The sequence below is a fragment of the Gallibacterium genomosp. 2 genome (genome assembly GCF_000771895.1).
GTDB lineage: Bacteria > Pseudomonadota > Gammaproteobacteria > Enterobacterales > Pasteurellaceae > Gallibacterium.
The window spans coordinates 46856-67990 of record NZ_JPXY01000024.1 but is presented as its reverse complement, the minus strand read 5'-3'; the positions used below and the strand labels follow the sequence as shown (position 1 = coordinate 67990).

Annotated in this window: 22 protein-coding genes; 7 read left to right on the top strand and 15 right to left on the bottom strand. The window is 38.1% G+C overall.

The genetic code is table 11. The annotated features are described in order from the left end of the window. Positions 1–6: 6 nt before the first annotated feature. The 5 genes from P375_RS05710 to P375_RS05690 are packed head-to-tail and all read left to right on the top strand — an operon-like array spanning position 7 to position 5640. The gene (locus P375_RS05710) at positions 7–408 is read left to right on the top strand and encodes a TIGR03751 family conjugal transfer lipoprotein (RefSeq protein WP_039135393.1); all 402 of its coding nucleotides are present in this window, start codon (positions 7–9) and stop codon (positions 406–408) included. A gap of 14 nt (positions 409–422) precedes the next feature. Beyond that, on the top strand, positions 423–3173 hold the full coding sequence (locus P375_RS05705) for a conjugative transfer ATPase (RefSeq protein WP_039135506.1): 2751 nt from the start codon (positions 423–425) through the stop codon (positions 3171–3173). After that, positions 3170–3607, top strand: a complete 438-nt coding sequence (locus P375_RS05700) for a hypothetical protein (RefSeq protein ID WP_039135390.1) — start codon at positions 3170–3172, stop codon at positions 3605–3607. The genes P375_RS05705 and P375_RS05700 overlap by 4 nt, the downstream gene beginning before the upstream one ends. 52 nt (positions 3608–3659) lie before the next feature. After that, on the top strand, positions 3660–4049 hold the full coding sequence (locus P375_RS05695) for a hypothetical protein (RefSeq protein WP_245176427.1): 390 nt from the start codon (positions 3660–3662) through the stop codon (positions 4047–4049). A gap of 10 nt (positions 4050–4059) precedes the next feature. Then, complete coding sequence (locus P375_RS05690) at positions 4060–5640, top strand: conjugal transfer protein TraG N-terminal domain-containing protein (RefSeq protein ID WP_039135387.1); 1581 nt, start codon at positions 4060–4062, stop codon at positions 5638–5640. A gap of 61 nt (positions 5641–5701) precedes the next feature. Here P375_RS05690 and P375_RS05685 read toward each other — a convergent pair whose 3' ends face one another. The 6 genes from P375_RS05685 to P375_RS12545 all read right to left on the bottom strand — a co-directional run bounded on the left by P375_RS05685 (position 5702) and on the right by P375_RS12545 (position 8266). Next, complete coding sequence (locus P375_RS05685) at positions 5702–5941, bottom strand: hypothetical protein (protein ID WP_039135384.1); 240 nt, start codon at positions 5939–5941, stop codon at positions 5702–5704. 10 nt (positions 5942–5951) lie between these two features. Continuing rightward, positions 5952–7025 (bottom strand): hypothetical protein, encoded by a 1074-nt coding sequence (locus tag P375_RS05680; RefSeq protein WP_039147408.1) that lies wholly within the window; start codon positions 7023–7025, stop codon positions 5952–5954. Between the two features lie 180 nt (positions 7026–7205). Then, the gene (locus P375_RS05675; RefSeq protein WP_039135379.1) at positions 7206–7448 is read right to left on the bottom strand and encodes a hypothetical protein; all 243 of its coding nucleotides are present in this window, start codon (positions 7446–7448) and stop codon (positions 7206–7208) included. Positions 7449–7458: 10 nt separating this feature from the next. Beyond that, a complete protein-coding gene (locus tag P375_RS05670; RefSeq protein ID WP_018345642.1) occupies positions 7459–7794 on the bottom strand; it encodes a hypothetical protein in 336 nt (111 codons plus the stop codon). After that, the gene (locus P375_RS05665; protein WP_039135377.1) at positions 7775–7960 is read right to left on the bottom strand and encodes a hypothetical protein; all 186 of its coding nucleotides are present in this window, start codon (positions 7958–7960) and stop codon (positions 7775–7777) included. The genes P375_RS05670 and P375_RS05665 overlap by 20 nt, the downstream gene beginning before the upstream one ends. A 138-nt stretch (positions 7961–8098) precedes the next feature. After that, positions 8099–8266, bottom strand: a complete 168-nt coding sequence (locus tag P375_RS12545; RefSeq protein ID WP_167333064.1) for a hypothetical protein — start codon at positions 8264–8266, stop codon at positions 8099–8101. Positions 8267–8415: 149 nt separating this feature from the next. Here P375_RS12545 and P375_RS05660 point away from each other — a divergent pair, with 149 nt between their 5' ends. After that, positions 8416–9537, top strand: a complete 1122-nt coding sequence (locus P375_RS05660) for an ImmA/IrrE family metallo-endopeptidase (protein ID WP_039090135.1) — start codon at positions 8416–8418, stop codon at positions 9535–9537. Positions 9538–9549: 12 nt separating this feature from the next. On the opposite strand, the gene P375_RS05655 is transcribed toward P375_RS05660, so the two are convergent. From P375_RS05655 to P375_RS12540, 9 genes are all read right to left on the bottom strand, one after another. Beyond that, a complete protein-coding gene (locus P375_RS05655) occupies positions 9550–10884 on the bottom strand; it encodes an AAA family ATPase (RefSeq protein WP_039135374.1) in 1335 nt (444 codons plus the stop codon). A gap of 131 nt (positions 10885–11015) precedes the next feature. Then, positions 11016–11366 carry a DUF4431 domain-containing protein gene (locus P375_RS05650; protein WP_013745149.1) on the bottom strand — a complete coding sequence of 117 codons (351 nt, stop codon included), beginning with the start codon at positions 11364–11366 and terminating at the stop codon, positions 11016–11018. Between the two features lie 22 nt (positions 11367–11388). After that, positions 11389–13356, bottom strand: a complete 1968-nt coding sequence (locus P375_RS05645; protein WP_039135371.1) for an integrating conjugative element protein — start codon at positions 13354–13356, stop codon at positions 11389–11391. A gap of 11 nt (positions 13357–13367) precedes the next feature. Further along, positions 13368–14306: a TIGR03756 family integrating conjugative element protein gene (locus tag P375_RS05640; RefSeq protein ID WP_039135368.1), complete on the bottom strand. Its 939-nt coding sequence runs from the start codon at positions 14304–14306 to the stop codon at positions 13368–13370. Further along, positions 14303–14749, bottom strand: a complete 447-nt coding sequence (locus tag P375_RS05635) for a TIGR03757 family integrating conjugative element protein (protein WP_039135365.1) — start codon at positions 14747–14749, stop codon at positions 14303–14305. Before P375_RS05635 ends, P375_RS05640 begins: the two co-directional genes overlap by 4 nt. A gap of 154 nt (positions 14750–14903) precedes the next feature. Beyond that, complete coding sequence (locus P375_RS05630) at positions 14904–15734, bottom strand: hypothetical protein (RefSeq protein ID WP_039135362.1); 831 nt, start codon at positions 15732–15734, stop codon at positions 14904–14906. A gap of 139 nt (positions 15735–15873) precedes the next feature. Beyond that, a complete protein-coding gene (locus P375_RS05625) occupies positions 15874–16152 on the bottom strand; it encodes a hypothetical protein (protein WP_013745144.1) in 279 nt (92 codons plus the stop codon). Positions 16153–16402: 250 nt separating this feature from the next. Further along, complete coding sequence (locus P375_RS05620; protein ID WP_013745143.1) at positions 16403–16699, bottom strand: type II toxin-antitoxin system RelE/ParE family toxin; 297 nt, start codon at positions 16697–16699, stop codon at positions 16403–16405. Between the two features lie 3 nt (positions 16700–16702). Then, positions 16703–16876 carry a hypothetical protein gene (locus P375_RS12540; protein WP_018345792.1) on the bottom strand — a complete coding sequence of 58 codons (174 nt, stop codon included), beginning with the start codon at positions 16874–16876 and terminating at the stop codon, positions 16703–16705. 201 nt (positions 16877–17077) lie between these two features. Here P375_RS12540 and P375_RS05615 point away from each other — a divergent pair, with 201 nt between their 5' ends. Then, positions 17078–21100 (top strand): YadA-like family protein, encoded by a 4023-nt coding sequence (locus P375_RS05615; RefSeq protein WP_039135358.1) that lies wholly within the window; start codon positions 17078–17080, stop codon positions 21098–21100. Positions 21101–21135: the final 35 nt, after the last annotated feature.

Genomic DNA, 21135 nt, shown 5'->3' with positions numbered 1-21135 from the left:
AACACAATGAAAAAGATGATGAGATTTATGATTTTACTGGCAGCTATGATGAGCTTAGCAGCTTGTTCTACCTCGCAAGAAAAGTTGTTACCAAGAGGTGATCAGACGATGTTGGACTTGTGGCAGAAAAAAAGCGGTAGTGGTAATTTAATTCCGACACGACAGAATGTTGCTCAAGATCCAGTACGTGCGGTTAATTTTCAAGAACAAGAGAGTTATACCAGAACGGCAGAAAATGAGATCACTAATCTTTTCCCACGCTTACCAAATCCCGATTTGGTGATGTATATCTTTCCTCACCTCTCTGACACGGCTGAGCCAATGCCGGTTCCCGGATATAGCACGGTAATTCCTTTTTACAGCCGGGTGCAGTATGCGCAAGCCGGCGAGCGTTTAGCGACTTATTAATGGTAGTGAGGCAAATGATGAGTGAAACAGTGAATACCGTAATAAAACGTGAGCCTTACACAAATGTCGATTACAACAAAACCTTTGAGCAATGTAGCTCATTTGTGGGACGCTTGCCGTGGGTCGAATTTCTTGATGAAGATAATGCAGTCTTGCTGGAAGATGGCAAGTCGGTTGGGGCAGTGTTTGATGTCAAGCCAATTGGTACAGAGGGGCGTTCAGTTGCTTATTTGAATCAACTTAGAACGCAAATAAAAGATGCCTTGCAAGATAGTTTTGAAGAACGGGACTCACATCCTTGGGTTGTGCAATTCTATTGCCAAGACGATGATGTTGCTGAGGACTACAGAGAGGCACTCGCTCGCTATATTCAGCCTAATGCGCAAGGCTCAGCTTTCAGCGAAGCGTGGCTGAATTTAATGGGGAAACATTTACGAGATATTGCGAGCCCAGAGGGGTTGTTTATTGATACAAAAATTACCAATACGCCGTGGCGTGGGCAATTACGCCGTACCAGAATGGTGATCTATCGCTACGTTAATCCCAAAGGCAAAGAAAAAGAGGAGTTGCTTGAACCGTTAGAAGCACTGAATAACGCTTGTGAACGTGTGCTGAATGCGTTGCAAGGTGCAGGTGTACGCCTTGAAAGACTTAATGGCAAGCAAGTGTATCAATGGCTGTTACGTTGGTTTAATCCGGCGCCAACGATAATGCCTGCTGCCGATTTTTATCAGTCAATGCAATATTACAAAGATAGTGATGAGCCGGATGATTTAATGATTTGGGAAGATTTTGCCGAATCATTGTTTGTGCAATCGCCTGTTTCAAAAGGGGATTACTGGTATTTTGATGAAAAACCTCACGAAGTCATTGTTGTTGATGCGTTGCGTAAAGCACCCGGAGTTGGATTATTAACAGGTGAAATGCAACGAGGCGACAACTGTAATGCTTTGTTTGATCTGCTGCCACAGGGCACCATAATGGTAATGACGATTGTGGTTTATCCGCAAGATTTACTGGAGCAGCATATCCTTAATATTATGGATAAAGCAAAAGGTGATAATACTGAATCGCGTTATGCGAAACAGGACTGTATGACGGTACAGCAATATTTGAAAGACAAACACAAAATGTACCGCAGTAGTTTAGCCTTTTATGTTCGAGGTGATGATGACGATGATTTAAGCAAAAAAAGCCGTAAATTACGCGCAATATTGCTTGGAAATGGACTTGTACCGGTGAGAGAAGGGGATGAAATTGCACCCCTTAACAGCTATTTGCGTTGGTTGCCAATGGTGTTTAATCCGCAGGATGATCGCAAAAACCTCTATACCAAATTCAATTTTGTTCAGCATATCGCAAACCTATTACCAATTTTCGGACGTTCAACCGGTACTGGACATCCCGGAATATCCTTCTTTAATCGAGGCGGTGCACCGCTTGATTTCGATCCGTTGAGTAAAAAAGACAGAACGAAAAATGCGCATCTTTTGATGCTAGGGCCAACCGGAGCAGGGAAGTCAGCAACGCTTAATGGCAAAATTGCACAGTTGATGGCTGTTTATCGTCCTCGATTATTTGTTATTGAAGCCGGTAATTCTTTTGGGTTGATGGCTGATTATGCCGCATCACTGGGATTGAGCGTGAATAAAGTCACATTAAAACCGGGCAGTGGCGTCACTTTACCGTTATTTGCCGATTGTCACAAATTAATTGAGGATAACTCTATTACTGACCGCTTGTCAGAAGGTGCAATTGAAGTTGAAGAAAACAACGAACAGGATGACGGTGATGATCAACGCGATATCCTCGGTGAAATGGAGATTACCGCACAGCTAATGATCACCGGTGGCGAAATCAAAGAAGCCGAAAAACTCTCACGTGCAGACAAGGCAATTATTCGTAAAGCGATTATGATGGCTGCCGAAGTAACCTATCAAGCAAAACGACAAACATTAACCTCAGATATTAGAGATGCACTCTACCAGTTGAGCCGTGACGAAAGTCTACCTGAAACTAAACGTGAACGGATATTTGATATGGCTGAATCATTGGGAATGTTTTGCCAACCAGGTAGTTTTGAAGCAGAACTTTTTAATCGTGAGGGGGAGGCGTGGCCAGATGCAGATATTACTTTAGTCGATTTGGCGACCTTTGCCCGAGAAGGCTATGAGGCACAATTGGCTATCGCTTATATCTCGTTAATTAATCACATCAATAGTCTTGGGGAGAAATACCAATATTCAGGGCGACCAATCGTCAATATAACAGATGAAGCGCATATCATTACTGTCAATCCGCTGTTGGCCAGATTTTTAACGAAAGGGTCAAAAATGTGGCGTAAGCTCGGTATCTGGCTATGGCTAGCCACACAAAATATGAAAGACTTCCCGAATGATGCGAAAAAACTTATCAATATGCTTGAATGGTGGGAGCTTTTATGCGGTGTTGATGATTACGAAATCGGTGAAATTTGCCGATTTAAACCGTTGACGGAGGAGCAAAAGAGCTTAATCCGTTCAGCACGCAAAGAAGATAAAAAATATACCGAAGGTGTGGTGTTATCAGACAGTATCGAAGCGCTGTTCAGAGTTGTGCCGCCGAGTTTATATCTCGCATTGGCAATGACGGAACCGGAGGAGAAGGCGGCAAGAATGCAGTTAATGCGAAAGCATAACTGCAGCGAGCTTGAAGCCGCATTTCTGATTGCGAAACAGTTGGATAAAGCGAGAGGCATTAAAGAAGATGAAGGAGAATCTGAATGAACGTGATACGTCTGTTTGAAAATAAAGTGCCACCGTTTGAGCGTTTGGAAATTCAGCCGATGTTTAAAGCGGCATTGAAGCGATTAATTGAAGTGATCAGTGCTTGCACCGGTCATTTACGCTCGATGCAGATTAAACCTTATCTGATTTACCAACAACAATATGTGCGCGTGTTGTTTGTTGGCGACGTGGGGCGTTTTAACCTTACCATCAACATCGCCGGACACACCCAATTCCCAGATTTTTCTGCACCTAGGTTGCGTTTTTATATGGCGGTCGTGGATGAAATGGAAGCGTATTATCTTGTCGATTTGTTACATAACACATTACTTAGTGATTCATTTTCTAATGATCAACCAGTATCGATATCGCCGTTATCCCCAATCTCTGTGCATAACACTGTGGATAGCTGGTTAGGAGCAGGAAAATGTTAAAGAAAAATAAATTACTTGCCGATTTAGTTCAACTTTTAAACAGGAGAATGTGATGACAAAACAAAAACTGTTACAGGATGGCAAATTTCTACTGATGATAGCAGCGTTATTGCTGTTATCTTTCCTACTGAATGTGATGACAAAACAAAAACTGTTACAGGGTGGCAAATTTCTACTGATGATAGCAGCGTTATTGCTGTTATCTTTCCTACTGGCGGCATTGGGGATGCACTTTTTCCCGGGTACGGAGCTCAGAGATTTTGTTCAAAATAATCGAGCAGGGTTACTTATCTGGCGAATCTGTTTATACGGTGCAGGATTATTTTTAATCCTAAAAATTTCAAAGACAAGTGAATACTGGAAACAACAGATGAAACGTTCATTAGTGCAATTTCTTGTGTTGGTTTCTGTTATTGAGTTTATAAGTTTTATTAGTCATTAGGTGGAGTAATATGGACGGTATTCCTATTTATACTAATAGTTATTTTGAATATTACCTGACTGTGTTGGGTTGGTTTATCAACAATGGCATATGGGATCTTCTTGTTGAAACAGGTTTGTTTGCTACACCCTTCTTTGCACATTTAATAAGACTGTGGTTAAAAGTGCGTGAAGAGGGGGACGATGAGGGCAATAAAGGCAAATTATTGCTAAATCGTATTGAGCACGCTTTTTATCTGAGTATTGTTGTTATTTTATTTACCTGTATGCCGTTATTCACGATTAATGTGAATAACATCACTTATGATGAAACTCGTTCTAAACAGTGCAAAGTCAGCATTATCTCGCCTCAACAAAGCTCAATGAGCTATATGCAGACAACGTTAGACGGGCAACAGGCAAAAATGCCCCTTTGGTGGGCGTTTACGACTGTTGTAAGTAAAGCCGTAACACAAGCAGCTATTACGACAATCCCTTGTAGTCCTGACATTAGACAACTGCGATTTGAAGTTAATAACACGCTTATTACTAGTGCAGTTTTGCGACAAGAAGTGCAAGACTTTTTTGAGCAATGTTATGTTCCAGCTCGCAAAAAAATTAAACGCAAAAACGTTAAAACCAATGAGGTTCAAGATAGAGATCTTGATTGGATTGGTTCACGCTTAATGGTCGAAACACCAAATTTATATGATTCCTATCGAGCTAAAATGCCACGTCCGGAATTCCCTTATGATCCGAAGCGTGATCAGGCGTTGCCGAATACCGGCAAAGGCGGATTCCCGAAATGCAATGAATGGTGGGATAAACCAGGCGTAGGATTAAAAGCGAGATTGTTAGAGCAGTATAGCCCAAGCACTATTGCTAGTTTTAAACAGACTTATGATTTAGATAAAAACTACTATAATGCCAATCCAAAACGGATTTCAGATTCTGAAATGGCAGATGTTTTAGTCCGGAATTTAGTGAAGCCAGAAAAAATGGCAGTATCTAATGGGAAAATCTATTCTAACTTAAGTAGTGACATTATTTCTGATGATGCGAGTGGCTTTTTTTCAGGGCTTCGATCAGGGCTATCTAAACTGGTTGCCGGAGCAGGTACAACAACAACGCTTGCGGTGGCGACACCCGGTTTTGACGCAATGCGGCAGGCGTTGCCGATGATTCAAGGATTACTATCCGTTGTGTTTGTAATTTCCATTCCGTTTGTAATGGTGTTCAGTGGTTACAGTATGAAAGCGGCAATGGTGATGACTTTTATTCAGTTCGGTCTGTATTTCTTAACATTCTGGTGGGAGCTTGCAAGATGGCTTGATAGCTCGTTACTCAGTGGGCTTTATGGCAGTGATACCCATAGCTATTTTAATCTTTATGGACTGGAAAACACGGAAGATGACACGGTAGTTAAACTGGTCATTGGAGCGATGTATATCGTTTTTCCAGGCTTCTTTATGATGGCGATGGGGAAAGCTGGAGTGGCTATGGGAAGTATTGTTGAGCATTTAAATGCTGGATCACATAAAGTACAAACAGGTGGAGAGAAATATTCCCAAACAGCAGCTAATACAGTTGAGAGCAAAATAGGAATTAAGTAATTTAGTAAAAAATTCCCCATCTATTTAGTAAATGGGGAATTTCTTTGAATTAAATATTATTTTATTCGTTATTTTTACCATAGTATGTGTAAGAAGCATCTATATCAAAAGCCTTTGCATAGGTACGATTATCATCATAGCTACTAGCTGTTATTAGTGCACGCTCTCTACTTTGAGATTTTACAGGTTTATTCAATCGTTTCTCAAGTGAATCAACACCTGCACTTACCACTTTTTGAGTTGAAGAAGAAAAGTTATTTTTGATAAATTTGCCTAATTTATATCCAAAATTTTCTGACATAAATCCTCCTTTATTTGATAACATACTCAACAAGACGCTTGATGAAACCAACAATACCTTGATATTCTTTGGGCTTTCGGTTCTCTACTGTTAGAGTCTTAGATAAGTTGCTCATTACTTCAGTTAATTCTAATAGATGATTAGCTATTTGATCCAATTTTTCATTAATCAATGTTAATTCCTGTTTTTTAAAATTCTCACGTTCTGCCGTTAGCTTAGACTTAAAATTATCGTCTAATATATAGTGCATATTATCAAGTTTATTCATCAGTTGATTGTTATTTTCAGTAATATAAAAGCATTTATCCAATTTTATCCAAAACTCTTTGATATATCGATTAGCTTTAACAGGGTATTTGAAAAAGAATAAACTGTTGAATTTAGCAATTTTTATATATAAATCTTTTAATTTTTTAATTTCTATAAGCTTATCGTTTGAAGTTACAATATTTTTTAATTCAGAATTTAATTTTTCCATCACCTGTTGATAAGCTACAGCCAGTGCGGTGAGTAATATTCTTCGCTGGAAATGTTTTTCAGGAAATAGTCCTGAAATTGAAAAAAATGAAACGCCATAGCTATCAATATGTTCAAAATGTGTTGACAGTTTATGATAATATTCTTTTTTAATCGTTTTACTACTACGAAGAAAAGAAGACATAATTTCTTGCTCTTGCGGTGTGAAAGCTCGATCTATTTTTTCTATTCTCTCTATTTCAGTATTATTTGAATCAAAATTTGTTTGAACTTCATTATAGACTAATTTTGCGGCGGGCAGTGTTTTATTGTCGTTTTCATATTTTTTAGCCACATCTAGGGGTAGAAATTTGACTTCAATTATTTGTTCATACACAGTATTTTTGAAAAAATAAAGTCGCCAATAATTAGAACTAATGGAATCAGATATTTTTTCAGGATCAATGATTGCATCAAAGAAACAAAAAGAGAGGAGAGTATCGTGAAAAAATTTAATATCATACTCATCAATTTTTATCACACTTAAATCATCTTCTGTGATCTTATCCTCTATAAGAGGTTTGTTCTCTTTACAGGCGTAAATATAAACGGCTTCTTTTTTAGACATAACAGTCCTCATACTCACTGCAACATATGTATATAATCTACATACTAAATTACAGTATGTAAAGCCTATTGTTTAAAAAATGTGACAAAGATCAGAAGAGAGAGGACGCTTGATGAAACGCTTTAAATGCTTTTGCTATCGCTAACATTGCCATATGTATTGATTGTTCTAGGGTATAACCTATTTTATTTTTTCGTAATAGGTGAGAGAAGCATCTATCTCTAATGATTTTGCAAATGCATCACAAACATCTGTAACTTCATCATTGTCGCTAGAATTAGTATATCTTTTACTTTTTGGCTTTACAGGTTTATTCAACCGTTTCTCAAGCGAATCAACCCCCGCACTTACTACTTTTTGAGTTGAAGAAGAAAAGTTATTTTTGATAAATTTGCCTAATTTATATCCAAAGGTTTCTGACATAAATCCTCCTTTATTTGATAATTTTTAATTTAAGCTTGTTTTTAGGAGATAATTCAATATAAGAGTTTGTTTCAAAATATTTGGTTTCTAATGCGTAAATAAACTCTTTCTCGGATTTACTTTCACCATAATTTAGATGGGTATACTTTCCATAATTAAAAGATAATATAATCGCTGTATCATCAATAATAATACATTGAATTGATACATAACTATTAATTTCTATAGAAAATGGTGTGGAAACAATTTCAAATTTTTTTATGGATTCTTCGAAAAAATGAAGTGCTTCTTCGGATAATAAACCAATAAAGTTTATTAGTCCTTCATTAAGCGCCAACCACTTCATTATAGAAAACCTCATCAATTAATTTTTTATTATGCAAATATGCAGCTCGTCTTGCGTTAGATCTTTCTCTTACGGTTCTCATATCTATTTCTAGCAAAGTATTCGCATCTTTGGCTTTTAAATAAGCATTTAACAGCTCATTTTTTTGTTTTTGTGTTAGTTTCACAATGATTCTCCAAAGTTAGCAATGTAGTGATACACTACACAAAAAAGATTCTTGAGCATTATCATCTAAGATAGCTATCCTACACTACATTATAAACTTTGATATGTAAAGTCTATTGATTAAAAAGTGTGACAAAGATCAGGTGTGAGAAGACGCTTGATGAAACTCTTTAAATGCTTTTGCTATCGCTAACATTGCCATATGTTTTGATTGTTCGAGAGTATAATCTTTTTTATTTTTTTGATGAGAAGCTATTGCCTTTTCTATCTTAGCATTAGCCCATTTTTCATAATCTTTATCTTTCATTGGTTATCTCCATAATCTGCATTGGATATCATCCCAGCGTAGTTGCTCTATGCTACATTATAAACTTTGATATATTAAGTCTATTTGATTAGAAATAAGCGTGCTTTTATAATTTGGCAGATTCTTCATTTATTGTGGGCGTTGAACAGATGAAATTACAAATTTCTCCAAATATGATTCGTTGGATTGCCGATTTGCAGCATATTGAACCGCAAGCGTTAGCACTCGAATTTGCGCCTAAAAAAGAACAGGCTTTCTTGAATGGCATTGTGACCAAAACGGTTGCTACTGAATTGGCGAAAAAAGCGAATATTCCTTTCGGTTATCTCTTCTTACAAACGCCGCCGGTTAAGCAACGTGTGGATATTCCTGATTTGCGTCAGGTGGTGGGGGCAGAGCCGTTAAGCAGAGATTTCTTTGAAGTGTTACAGGATATTGAATTTAAACAGGAATGGTTTAAAGATTATTTGCTTGATCAAGGCAATGAGGCGTTGCCGTTTGTAGCTCAATTTCCATTTCATCACAACTTAAATCCGAATGATGTTGTGCAAGCGATTTTAAACACATTAGGGATTAAGGATTTTATGGCTGAAATTCAACACTTAAGCCGGAGTGATTATTTCCGGTTTCTTGTGGCGAAGTTTGAACAGGTGGGCATTTTAGTTTTTAGAAATGGTGTGGTGAACCACAATAATAAGAGAAAGTTGAATATTAATGAGTTTCGTGGCTTTGCCTTGGTGGATAGTATTGCGCCGGTGGTGTTTATTAATGGAGCAGATTATCCGGCAGCTCAACTGTTTACGTTGATCCACGAAGTTGCGCATATTTGGATTGGTAAATCTGGGGTTTCTTCTTGGAATCAGGAACAGGCTGTCGAGTCTTTTTGTAATAAGGTTGCGGCTGAATTTTTGATGCCTACGATGGTGTTTTGCCGGCATTGGCAGCCGGAAAATATTGAGCAAAGTATAGATGCGTTGGCGGCACTGTTTAAGGTGAGTCGGTTTGCGGTTGTGATAAAAGCGGTAACATTAAAATTGTTGGATCAAGAGGCGATTGCTAAGGAACGGGAAAAGTTGAAACTTTCCGCTAAATCTGAGGCGGCAGGTGGAAATTTTTATAATACGGTAAAAATACGGCAAAGTGCCAGATTTTGCGATACAGTGCTTAATTTGGCAATGAGTCGCCGTCTTCCTTTTAGAACGGCTGGAAAGTTGTTGAATATTCACGCCGATACGTTGATTCCTCTTTATCGGGCGACAAGGAAAAGTTAAATGGCGCGTTATTTAATTGTATGTTTTAACATTTAGGTGGACACCTTTAACCTCCATAAATTCAGAGGGGTTGAATTCTTGGATGATCGGTTTAGCGCCATATTTACCGTGTAAATAATATTCTTCAACATTTTCATAATTTGTATTAGGTTTGAAATCAGTTAACGGATATAAAATGGTTGCTCTATCATTCCTTTTTTCACAAAACCAAATCTGATCTCTGCGTAATAAATTGTTTCTTAATACAGAGGTTTCGTGTGTTGTAAAAATTAATTGTGCGTTCTTAGTATTTATCGGGGAATTGAAAAGTTTAACTAAAAAACGAACCAAGTCAGGGTGTAGACTTTTATTTAATTCATCAACAATCAATGTATCACCATTATGTAACACGGCTAATATTAACCCTGTAAATTCAAATAGTTTTTGTGTGCCGTCAGACTCGTCTTGCAAATTAATTTTTTGTGCTTGTCTTTCGTCATCGTAATAAACAAAAAAAGTTTCGTGTTCAGAAATAATATGTTCTTCTATATTATTAATTATTTCATCCGGTAAGTTAGTAGGTAAATCTTCTAGGTTTATATTAGTTTTTTCAAAAATGATGTCATCGACAACAATGCCGGCTGCTTTTAATAATTCAATGACAATGGTTTTATTTTTTTCAGATTTTTTGCATAGGTGTTTAGATATTTCATTGCTGATTCTGTCTGTACGAATTACCGGCATTCGACTCGTTAAAGCACAGTAAATCGGTTGAAGTTGTTCACTGTTTAGGTGTACGGCAGTGGATAAAAATAATTGGTCTGTTCGGGTTTGTTTTTTCCAACTTGTTTTTTCACCTTTAAAATAATCAGACATTTTCCATTCGTAATCAGCGATCTCTTCTTTGTATTCGCGAGAAAACCAGTTTTGCTCCCTCCCTTTTGGGTAAACGCTTAACCATTCTTCATATACTTTATGTTCATCTACGACAAATCCATAATCAACACGCGTTTTTTGTAATTCGCCTTGATCATTGATTAAATCAACTACAAAAGAAATATCGTAAACTGTAGGCTGTTTACGATAGTGGCTATCAAAAAGGAATGTTTCTGTAAGAATAGGTTTGTTAGGTTTTTTATTGAATGAATTTGCAATAATCCCGCTCATAGCATCCAATGCTTTAATAACATTAGATTTTCCTGAAGCATTCGCACCATAGATAACAGCAGTTTTTAACAACATAGGTGTAGCAGGAGCTTGACTAACGAAGTAGTTGTCGCTCATTTCTTCATCATCATTACGAACTAAAGAGAGTGTTTGTTCTTCTTTGATAGAACGATAATTTTCAACAGAGAATTGAATTAGCATAATATTTAAACACTAATAGATATCTATTGTAGATTATAAAATGAAAGTTAACTTTGAGGGGATAAATATCAAAAAAAGGCAAGAAAATCACGTTTCTTGCCTTTTGGGGGTACAGGAAGATTGATTAAATGTTATTTGCACTTCTCAAATGATTCAGCCTGAATTAATACAGGTGTTTTGTGATGAGCGGTTTCCCATCCAAATAATGTGCCTGTAACGATTTGACATCCTGTTGGTGTTTTTTCACCAGGCTTACGATTGATATTAACAACCTGCATTTTTTTCACATTTTTTGCTGAATCATAAAAATCCTTTTTATTAACATCAATGCCCTGTTTTAAATACAACATTGGGTAGTCGTTTTCCAATTTAATTACACCTTTTAATTCAATTGGAGTATTGTAATCGTATGTTTTTGCCTGAGCAAAGCCACTTAGCCCTAACAAACTGATACTTAAAGCAGTTACTAAGATTTTGTTCATAAATAATCCTCTACTGTTGATGTTAATTAGTTGGGACTTCTTTCCCAGTGATCCAGCCCTCGTGCTTGCGAATTGCCTTCACAAATTGTGCACGTTGCTCATCAGATAATGAACTCATAGAGGTATTTCTGTCAAGTCCTGTCGCTTTTGTAATTTGACGAATATATAATTCCGTATCGTTCTCTTTAGGCGGGGCGTAACGCTCCATTGCTTTAGCAATACTCAAATTATTATATGAATCTGTTTTTAACAGAGCGTGTATTGCCCTTTCTCCTGTTGCTTCATCTGGGAAAATAGCAAACCCTCCTGGCCCTACGCCAATTGCCCCCATACTTTTTGCAAAATCTCCCATTTTAATATTACCAGGATTGTTATTACGCCAAGCTAAAGAACCTCCTTCTCTACGAACAAATTTCCCATCTGCTGTACGATAGACTGTAGCTCTGCCGTCTGCATATGCATCGCTAGATTCATATTTTGACAACGCTCCAGCACCTCCGGAATTTTTACTGCTTCCGCCGGTATTGATGCCGTTATAAACACCTGTTCCGACGGAACCATCAGGAATATCAAGATAAATAGGTTCATCAGGGCTGATATAAAAATCACCCTCGTTATTGTTATTGAGTTCCTCTTGTTTACCTTCAAAGTTATGCTGTTTATCGCCGGCATTACTGTTGAGTGTATCTTGTTGATCACGAACTCGTTTATTAATGACCATTAAAGCCGTATTGTTAGTGAGAGAACGCTGTAATTCCATTTCCATCCTGACTTGCTCAATCTCACGATCAAGCATTACTAATGCTTTTTCAAGTTCGGTTTGAGCCTTATCATTAACAGCCACGTTCGGTTCACGCATTCCGGCTAAAATCGCTCGTCTGGCCAATAAGGCTTTATTCAATACTTTAGAGAGAGCAACTTCACTGGCAAGCCGGTGAGCAAGTACTTTTGCTTCCGGATCTTCTTTCAACGCTTCGATTAATCCTCGAGTTACGGGGATCATTGGTGAACTAACAGCCTGTAATTGTTCAGCGGTTGGTTCTGGCGTATTAAGTACGTCTTGTAAATCTTTTAACACTTTGATGTGTTCTTCTTCAATTACCGGAGATAATCCAGAGCCGGCTGTCGCTTTTTGTTCACCACAAGTATTACAGGTTTTAATACCTTTATCTCCGATTACTCGTCTAGTAAAATCACGAATATCAGTTGGTTTAGGGAACGTCTGACACATAGCACCACTACATTCACTGTTTGACACTGCAGAAGCGTTTAAAGCAGGTTTTCCGTTCAGAATGTTATGTCCGGCAGCGACAACATCGCCGATAACATCAATCAGCTTCTGACCTTCGCCTCCGCGTTTTTCGCCGCCTACCCAATTAATACCTCTTTTTCCATCTTCTTTATCAGATTTTTGTTTGGCTCTAACAGCATCTTGTTCGGTTGAAGCGATTTCTTGGAAATTTTGTTGTTTTGCCATCATTCCCCAGCCGGCATCAGCCATATAATCAGCGGCTTTATTGGCAAGTTCTTCACAACTGGTTTTTGCATCTGCAAAATCTAGTCGTCCTTGCAACACACCGTTTGTTAGTATGTCATACAGCTGAGGGTTGGCGCGTTGGATAATCATAGCTGGCATACTGGCTACTGCACCGGTCGCCGATTGAATAACGTTACCCATTAGGTCTTTAAATCCGTCAGTGATGCCGTTAAGTTGATTTTTAACCGTTGTTTGTATATCAAAATTACCGCACATCAAATTCGCTTTCCAGCCAAGCCCTAGTGCTAATTCGTGAGGTCTTTTTCTGGACGGTGGAGTCATCACAGCAGAACCTCCGCCGATCTGGTAAAACACATTATCAGATAATACTGATCCAGATTGATTAATAGATAAATCTTTGTTTGTGCTGTTAGAGAAAAAATCAGCGTAGCTGTAACTGCTAGACATCAATAATAAAGCCAAAAATGAAAGTTTAAATTTGTTTGTTAACATAAATGTCCTCGTTAGTTGTTCCAATCAATACTGTATAAAAAGGTTTGACCACGCCGTTTACAACAAGAATAAGGTCGCCATAGTGCCCAGGCATAATCTTGTTGTGTCGACAACTTATCTTGGTAAGTGTTTAACGCATCTCTATCCGGAAAAATTGCACAGGTGCGCTCCATCTTCGGATAGAGCATTTGCCATTTGTGTGTTTTTATTTTGCCTTCTTCCACTGGAGGGGGAGGCCAGTATCCGCGACTAGGTCTAGCTTTCTGTGCAGCAGGCAAATAGACGTGAGGTTGTCCTGTTCGTGAAATGATATCGGCTGCGCGTTGCGCTGTAACGGCAGCTGCTTTATACGGATGCACTTGAGTGATAGCACCTGAGCGAGGGTAAATATTGCCCCACATATCACCAAGATTGCCAACTTCACGCATTCCGGGTGTTAAGGCTTCGGGATATAACGCTTCCGGCATTCCATTTTGCCACCCAATAACATCCAGTCCGCTTAAAAAGTGTGGCTTGAATGCTGTCGTTTGCGTATTGCAAAAATAGCCCATTGAGCTTAATACGCGATTAATTTCGCCACCGGGATGACCGATAACATCGACGTTCTTAAACGTTAATTGGGAATATTGTTTTGTTTGTGGACGGTCATTTTCTGGCCCAGCTTTAATACCTTGCCCGAGCATATTCATTTCAGACCAAGGGTTTTGTCCGCCGTGGTTATAACTTGATACAACTTGTTCGGGTAAGTAGTGACGGACTTTTGTTGAGGTTCGTACTCTGCAACCACCCCAACCGCAATAGAGCCAATAGCAGATTCCCACAACACGATATTCAACACAGCTAGGTGATGCACTTGACATCATTATTTGAGCAGTATTTAACGCAAATGCGCTTCCTGTAGCAGATGACAATAAAAAAGTGGTAATAAGAGAAAGTTTAGGCATTTTCATTGTGCTGACTCCTGATATGACTCCTGATATTGCTGATAACGAGTCAAAGCAACACTGACATCAGTAATGCCGTAAAGCACATAATTTTTATGATCTGACCCAGTAATTTGAATGGCCGGTATTTTGCGAATACCGTTAGTAAAACCGGCAGAAATGCCTTCATATGCAGATTTTAATTGCTGTTCCAGTTGTAACCAGTCATTAGACTGTCGCAGTTTATTGATCTGTTGCAAAGCGGCCTCCGGCTGCTGTCCTAGCGGAAATTGTTCAGCAAATTTATCTTCTATTTGCTGCACTTGATCCAGATAGTAGATTTTGTTGGCCAGCTCAGCGTGCTGGATGGGGTAGTGTTGAGAGGTATATACCGTTACTTGTCTTTCTGTTTCTATAGCAGAAGCGAAATTAGCAAACAGACAAACGATGATAGACACAATTTTTTTCATATGCTCCTCATTAAAAACAAAATGGGAACATTATTAAATTACATAGATGAGGGAAAAGTGAACAGGAAATTGATTATTGAATTAAATCAATTAATGTGGATGGGATGCATATTAAAATAAAAATGAGCTCTTATTTCTAAGAGCTCATTAATGACTATGCCGGTTGTTGAGAAAATTGAGTGGTTAGAGTGTTTCTTGCCTCAGAGATAGCCTCTTTGACTACGTCTCTGAGTGAACCACAAAAGCTCTTATCTCCTGCTTTAAAACAACACAAAAGCGGATAAGATTCACCCAAAATAGATTTGGACTGCTTATCTTCAACAGCAGCACTGATAAAAGCGAATTGGTATCCGAGTTTAATATCTTCGATATCAAATTCATCAAGATCGTCCAACTCTGCCTTATCAACAGAGATTGAAATACGGTATTTATCCGTATTTTTCTCAATCTGACTATCTTCGACACTGCAGTTTTCATACAGCTCGTATCCTTCCTTTTCAAGAACGCGAGAAACATATCGAATATGTTCCTCTAACCAGCTGTAGAATTCAGGATAAACCTCAATAAAGAGGTTAACCTCTCTAAATGAAAGGTCATAATCTGAAGCATAACGTTTCAGAATTTCAACGTCATACTGATCCAATTGTTCCTGACCTTCCAACTCCATTGTATGGGAATGGGAATAATGATGGGAAAAGCTATTCCCATAAATTTTGCTGAAATAATTATCGTCATACAGCTCGCCAAGCAAATCAAAAAACTTATCTGCGTTGTGCCGCAGATTTATTTTTTGATTAATTGTTCCAACTTCTTTTAAGAATAATTGAAACAACCCTGTTAATGAATAGCGAAGATCGCCATAAAAAGCGACTCCATCACCTTGGCTGTAACTTAAACTATATCGGATATCAAAATCTTCGATATCCATATTATCAAATCCAAAGTCATTTAATCTTTTCTGGAAATATTTAGTTAATGAGTTCATAGTGTTTCTCCTGTAAAAATAGAGGGAAACACTACGCCCATCGGGAATAATGTTTCCCGTATGGGTTAAGTGAGGAGCTTTCCTGTCGGGATTGCCCCCACAGGGTTATTAAAAATTATTGCTTATAAGAATAAGCAAGTTATCTAGTTAAATATGTTATTAATATACCGATAATAGTTACGGTTAATGTTGTTGATGCAACTAAACCTATACCAATATATTTCAACATTTCAATTTTTAGAGCTTGAATTTCTAACTTTAAATCTTGCTTTGTTGCTAAAGGTGAAAGACTTTGCTCTAAAGCGTCATCTAAAGCATCGGCCAATGCCTCTGAGATCTCTTGGCTTTGACCAGATTCTCGCAAAGATTTAATGTATTTAGCTTTATCAAATCGAATAGAACTCATAGTTTGTTCCATTTTAGTTAAACTCCTCTAAGTTAAGTGAGGAGCTTTCCTGTCGGGATTGCTCCCCACAGGGTTAGTTAATTGTTAAACAAACACTCACCATTGCTTACGCGACAGAGGCTGGTTTCAAAGTGCTCGCAGCCTTAGAAAGGGCGGTGAATTTTAAAAACCGTCACCTCGGTTTAAAGGGCGACCATACATTTGACAACGTCAAACACGGCATTACAGGTCAGCCGTTATAAATGCTATCAACGATAGCGATTTATATAGGACGTGGATATAATCTGCTTGAGTGGATTACAGCAATGATCCAAATATGATCATCTCTTTCCTGGTAAACAATGCGATATCCACGAATAAATGCTTCTCTTGTATTTGTGCCATCATTTCTAGCTCTGCCTATCGCAGATGGCATATAACCAATAGATTCTATTTTTGAAAAAATATCTTCTTGTAGTCTAATTCCGCTATTTTCAAAACCTGTATATATCATAACTTGGCGAACACAGGTTTTAATATCACTAACTGCTTCAGGAGATAAAATAACCGGTTTAGACATAATTTAAGCTACTGAACGTTCAAAATCAGCTAAATCTTTAGCTGTCTCTTCGATGGTTTTTTGCACAAAAGATTTAGCTTTTGCGAGGGGTATTCCTTTCCCTGCTTCTAACTCTGCTTGACCCTTTGCTATTTTTTGAGCTAAAAACTCATCATAACCTTTTTCTTTTAAAAACATTTTCCATCCTATCTATTTAGTAATTAAGGAGATCTACTAACGGTAGACTTTATTTAGTTCCATTATTGATTAAGGGTTCCGATGTCGTCAACCTTTTTTTGATCAAAATGGATATTCAATTTCCTGTTCACTTTCACGCCATCTATGTAATTTAATTATGTTCCCATTTTTTATCAAAAATAATTATTGAGGAACACATAAATGAAAAAAACAACACTAGCAATTCTGCTATCAATGATTTTAACTCAAGCAACTTATGCTGCGGAAGAGAATAGTAATAACATCGTCAACATTACTATTAATAAAATATCTGAGGGTTCTGGACTCGAGTTAGGTACAAATGCAAGGGCACGCGGAGAAGGTGCTATTGCTACTGGTTCTAATAGCCTTGCCATCGGTAAAAATGCCGTAGCAACCGGCGGCAACGAAACACAAGAAAGCATTAGTAAAAAGTTAGCTGAGAATACACAAAAGCTAAACGATATCGAAACCGCAAAGTCATCAGTAGACACGCTATTAAATGAAATTCAAACATTACGCACTCGTCAAGCTGACGTGATTGAAGCCGGTGAGCGCGTAAAACAAGTGATCCAAGCAAAAGCAACAGCAAAAGCAGATTGGAAAGAAAAACAACAAACTTATCAAAATGCTGTTGCAAATAATGCAGCATTTTTACAAGAGGTACAAGGTAAGTTAGATGATTTAAATAGTCGCCTTGCCGGAATGAGTCGTATTGAAAAAGCAGATATCTCTTCTGAAGAAGGGCTAAATAATGCAGCGAAACAGTTAAAAACAATCGTTGAAGAGGGTACAACACTTAATTTAACGGATGACTTCTATAAAACATACGTAAAATCTTACTACACCTCACTTGGCGATATTCGAAAAGCACAAGAGTATGCTTCACTTTCTGATAGTTATTGGGTTCCAGAAAATATAAAATTTTGGTACGCCGAAAACATTATTTCAGATTGGAACAGTTACGCTTATGGTAGATATAGCTCGGAGTTAGAAACGTTCCCTATGTTCAGTCTGGATTACAATGAAAAAAAATTAACAAGAGTAGAATTTAACTCACTGGAGCATACTTTTGGCGATAAAGATAAACTTCGCACCTACACTCATAATAATTACTCAATGTATTTTAAAGATATCAATACAGATATTACATCTGAAACAGAGTATCAAAATTGGCAGTCTACAAAAGAGGCAGTAAAAGCAGATTATTTAACAATGTTCTTAAAAATCGGAAACGGTCTATTCAAGATTGCGGATGATCCCGAAGCTAAAACTTTCTTTGAAAATCAACAAAAATTGAAACTATCAATCGCTGATAAAGCGTATGAAGCCACCTATTATCAATGGAAGTACGAACAAACAAAAGATACGACTTGGCTTGACAAGAAAGCGAATTTAATTAAGGGATATAAAGAGTTAGTTAGTAACTATAATAAACTTTATTATCAACCGGATAGCAAAACTAAAATTAATGATATAGAGGCTTATTTTAAATATAAGCATAATAAATATGTTGAGAAAAATATTAACAGTATAACTGAAAAGAATAGAATTACGACCGACAAATTGACGCAAGATCTTGAAGCTGCGTTAAATATCAACAAAAACGCAGTAAAAGATAAAGAAAAAGAAATTGCTAAACTTAAATCTGAAGCAGATCAAGCTAAAGCCAACTATGAAAGTATTAATCCGACTGAAAAAGACAATATTTTAGGAGGGGAATATGAAAATATTATGCGACAGCTTACTGAAAAATCTGCTGAGTTAGCTCAATCTCAACAAAAATTACAGGAATTAGAAAAATCTCTCACATTGCACGATTTAACCGATGTGGGGCAAAGTGCTATCGCAATTGGTACTAACACCCTCGCTACTGGCTCTAATGCAACCTCAATTGGGACAGAAACGATAGCGACAGGCGAAAATTCTGTTGCGATCGGAAAATCATCAACTGTAACAGGCTCAAACTCTATTGCAGTAGGGACAGGACATCTTGTAGTGGGAAATAATAGTGGTAGTTTTGGTGATCCTAATGTTATTTATGGCGATAATTCCTATGCAGTTGGAAATAATATCACGATTGGTGAGCAAAATACACCTCATACTGTAGGGCAAAACACATTTGTATTTGGTTCAGACATCAATACAACCGCGAATAATGCTGTAATTTTGGGTGCAAATAGTGTTGGTCAAGATAACGCTGTATCAGTTGGATCGTTTGGTAATTTAAGAAAAATTATCAATGTAGAAAAAGGGATTCTTGCTCAAAACAGCAATGAAGTAATTACAGGTGGACAATTATATTCTGTATTGCAAGATGCAGCGGAGGTCAATATTTCAAATTGGCAACGTGCACTAGGTACAGGATCCAATGTTGCAGGCAATAGAGGGCTAATTACAGGCAATACGTTACATAGTGCGCTGGAAGCTCAACGCACAGAAGTAAATAATAACTTAGCAAATATTGAAAATACCAAAGCTAACAAAGATGCATCCAATTTAAGTTATGAAGACAAATCTAAGTGGCAAGAGGCTTTAGGCACAGGCAAATCTGAATCCGGTAATAAAGGCTTAATCAGCGGTGATACGCTCAATGCCGCATTAAGTACTAAAGCAGACAAATCCGACATTACAAATATCAACACAAATCTTGATAACAAAGCCAACAAAACAGAAGTTGTCGCACTCAAAACAGAGCTAACAACAAATGTAACTAAAATTACTTCGGATTTAGCAACCAAAGCTAATATTGACGCAAGCAATATTGATACCGCCAAATTTGCTGAAAAATTGGGTGTTGGTACAGTATCAGAAAATGATACAAACCTAGTAACAGGAAGAACTGTCTATGCTGCGTTGTCAAATCTTGCTAACAATGATGCAGTTATTGCTAAAGCCAACAAAGACGCATCCAATTTAAGTGATGAAGACAAATCTAAGTGGCAAGAGGCTTTAGGCACAGGCACAGCCGAAGTCGGTAACACAGGCTTAATCAACGGCGATACTCTCCATACAGAGCTTGAAAAGAAAGCAGATAAGTCGGATGTAACAAACATTACGACGAATCTCACTACAAAAGCTAATAAGGACGCGTCGAATATCTCCACAGACGATGCGAAAAAATGGGCGGAAAAGCTCGGTACAGGCACAATCACTAAAGGAGATATCTCTCTTGTCACCGGCGATACCGTGTACAACACGACTATCAATAAAGCCAATACAGATATGGATAATCTTACCGATACAGGTAAAACAGTTATCCAAAACTTGGCCAAAGGCAGCGTGAAAGTAATTGCCGGGACAAATACCACAGTAACAACAAGTAAAGACGGCGACGCCACTACTTACGCCGTGAATGTATCTAAGGATGCCATTAAGGCAGCCGTTCAGGGTGATCTCGATGCAAAAGCTAATAAGGACGCGTCGAATATCTCCACAGACGATGCGAAAAAATGGGCGGAAAAGCTCGGCACTGGAACAGTGTCAGAAAATGATAGCAATCTCGTGTCGGGAAAAACCGTCTATGCTGCATTATCAAATCTTGCCAATAATGATGCAGTTATTAGCAAAGCCAACAAAGATGCTTCAAATTTAAGTGATGAAGACAAATCTAAGTGGCAAGAGGCTTTAGGCACAGGCACAGCCGAAGCTGGCAACAAAGGCTTAATCAGCGGTGATACGCTTAACACTGCATTAAGTGAAAAAGCCAATAAATCTGAAGTTAATCAGAAACTTGAGTCAAAAGCAGACAAAGACGCAAGTAACATTGACGTAGCAAAATATACTATAAAACTTACTACGGGACGCATTGAGTTAGGTAACAAAGGGTTAGTGAACGGAGATCAAGTGCATAACTATGTACAAAGTCAGGTTGCAGAGATGGGCGGTAGAACGCTAGCAGAAGCAAATTCATATACTGACTATCGCATTGGCTCACTCAAAGCGTACACAGATAAACGATTGAAAGATATTCGTGACGAGGCAAGAGCAGGCGTCGCAAGCGCAATGGCGATGAGCGCAATCCCAGCAGTTCCAAACAAACGCTTTTCAATTGGTGCAGGCACGGCGACCTATCACGGTCAAAATGCTGTTGCAGTGGGGCTTAAAGTTAAAACTGAAAATGATAAAGCAATCATTAGTTTAACTGGTTCAGCTAGCTCAAACGGCGACTTTGGCGCAGCTGCCGGATTTGCGTTTGGTTTCTAAAAACGGCAAAAAGGGAAGGGAGCCTGCGGCTAAGG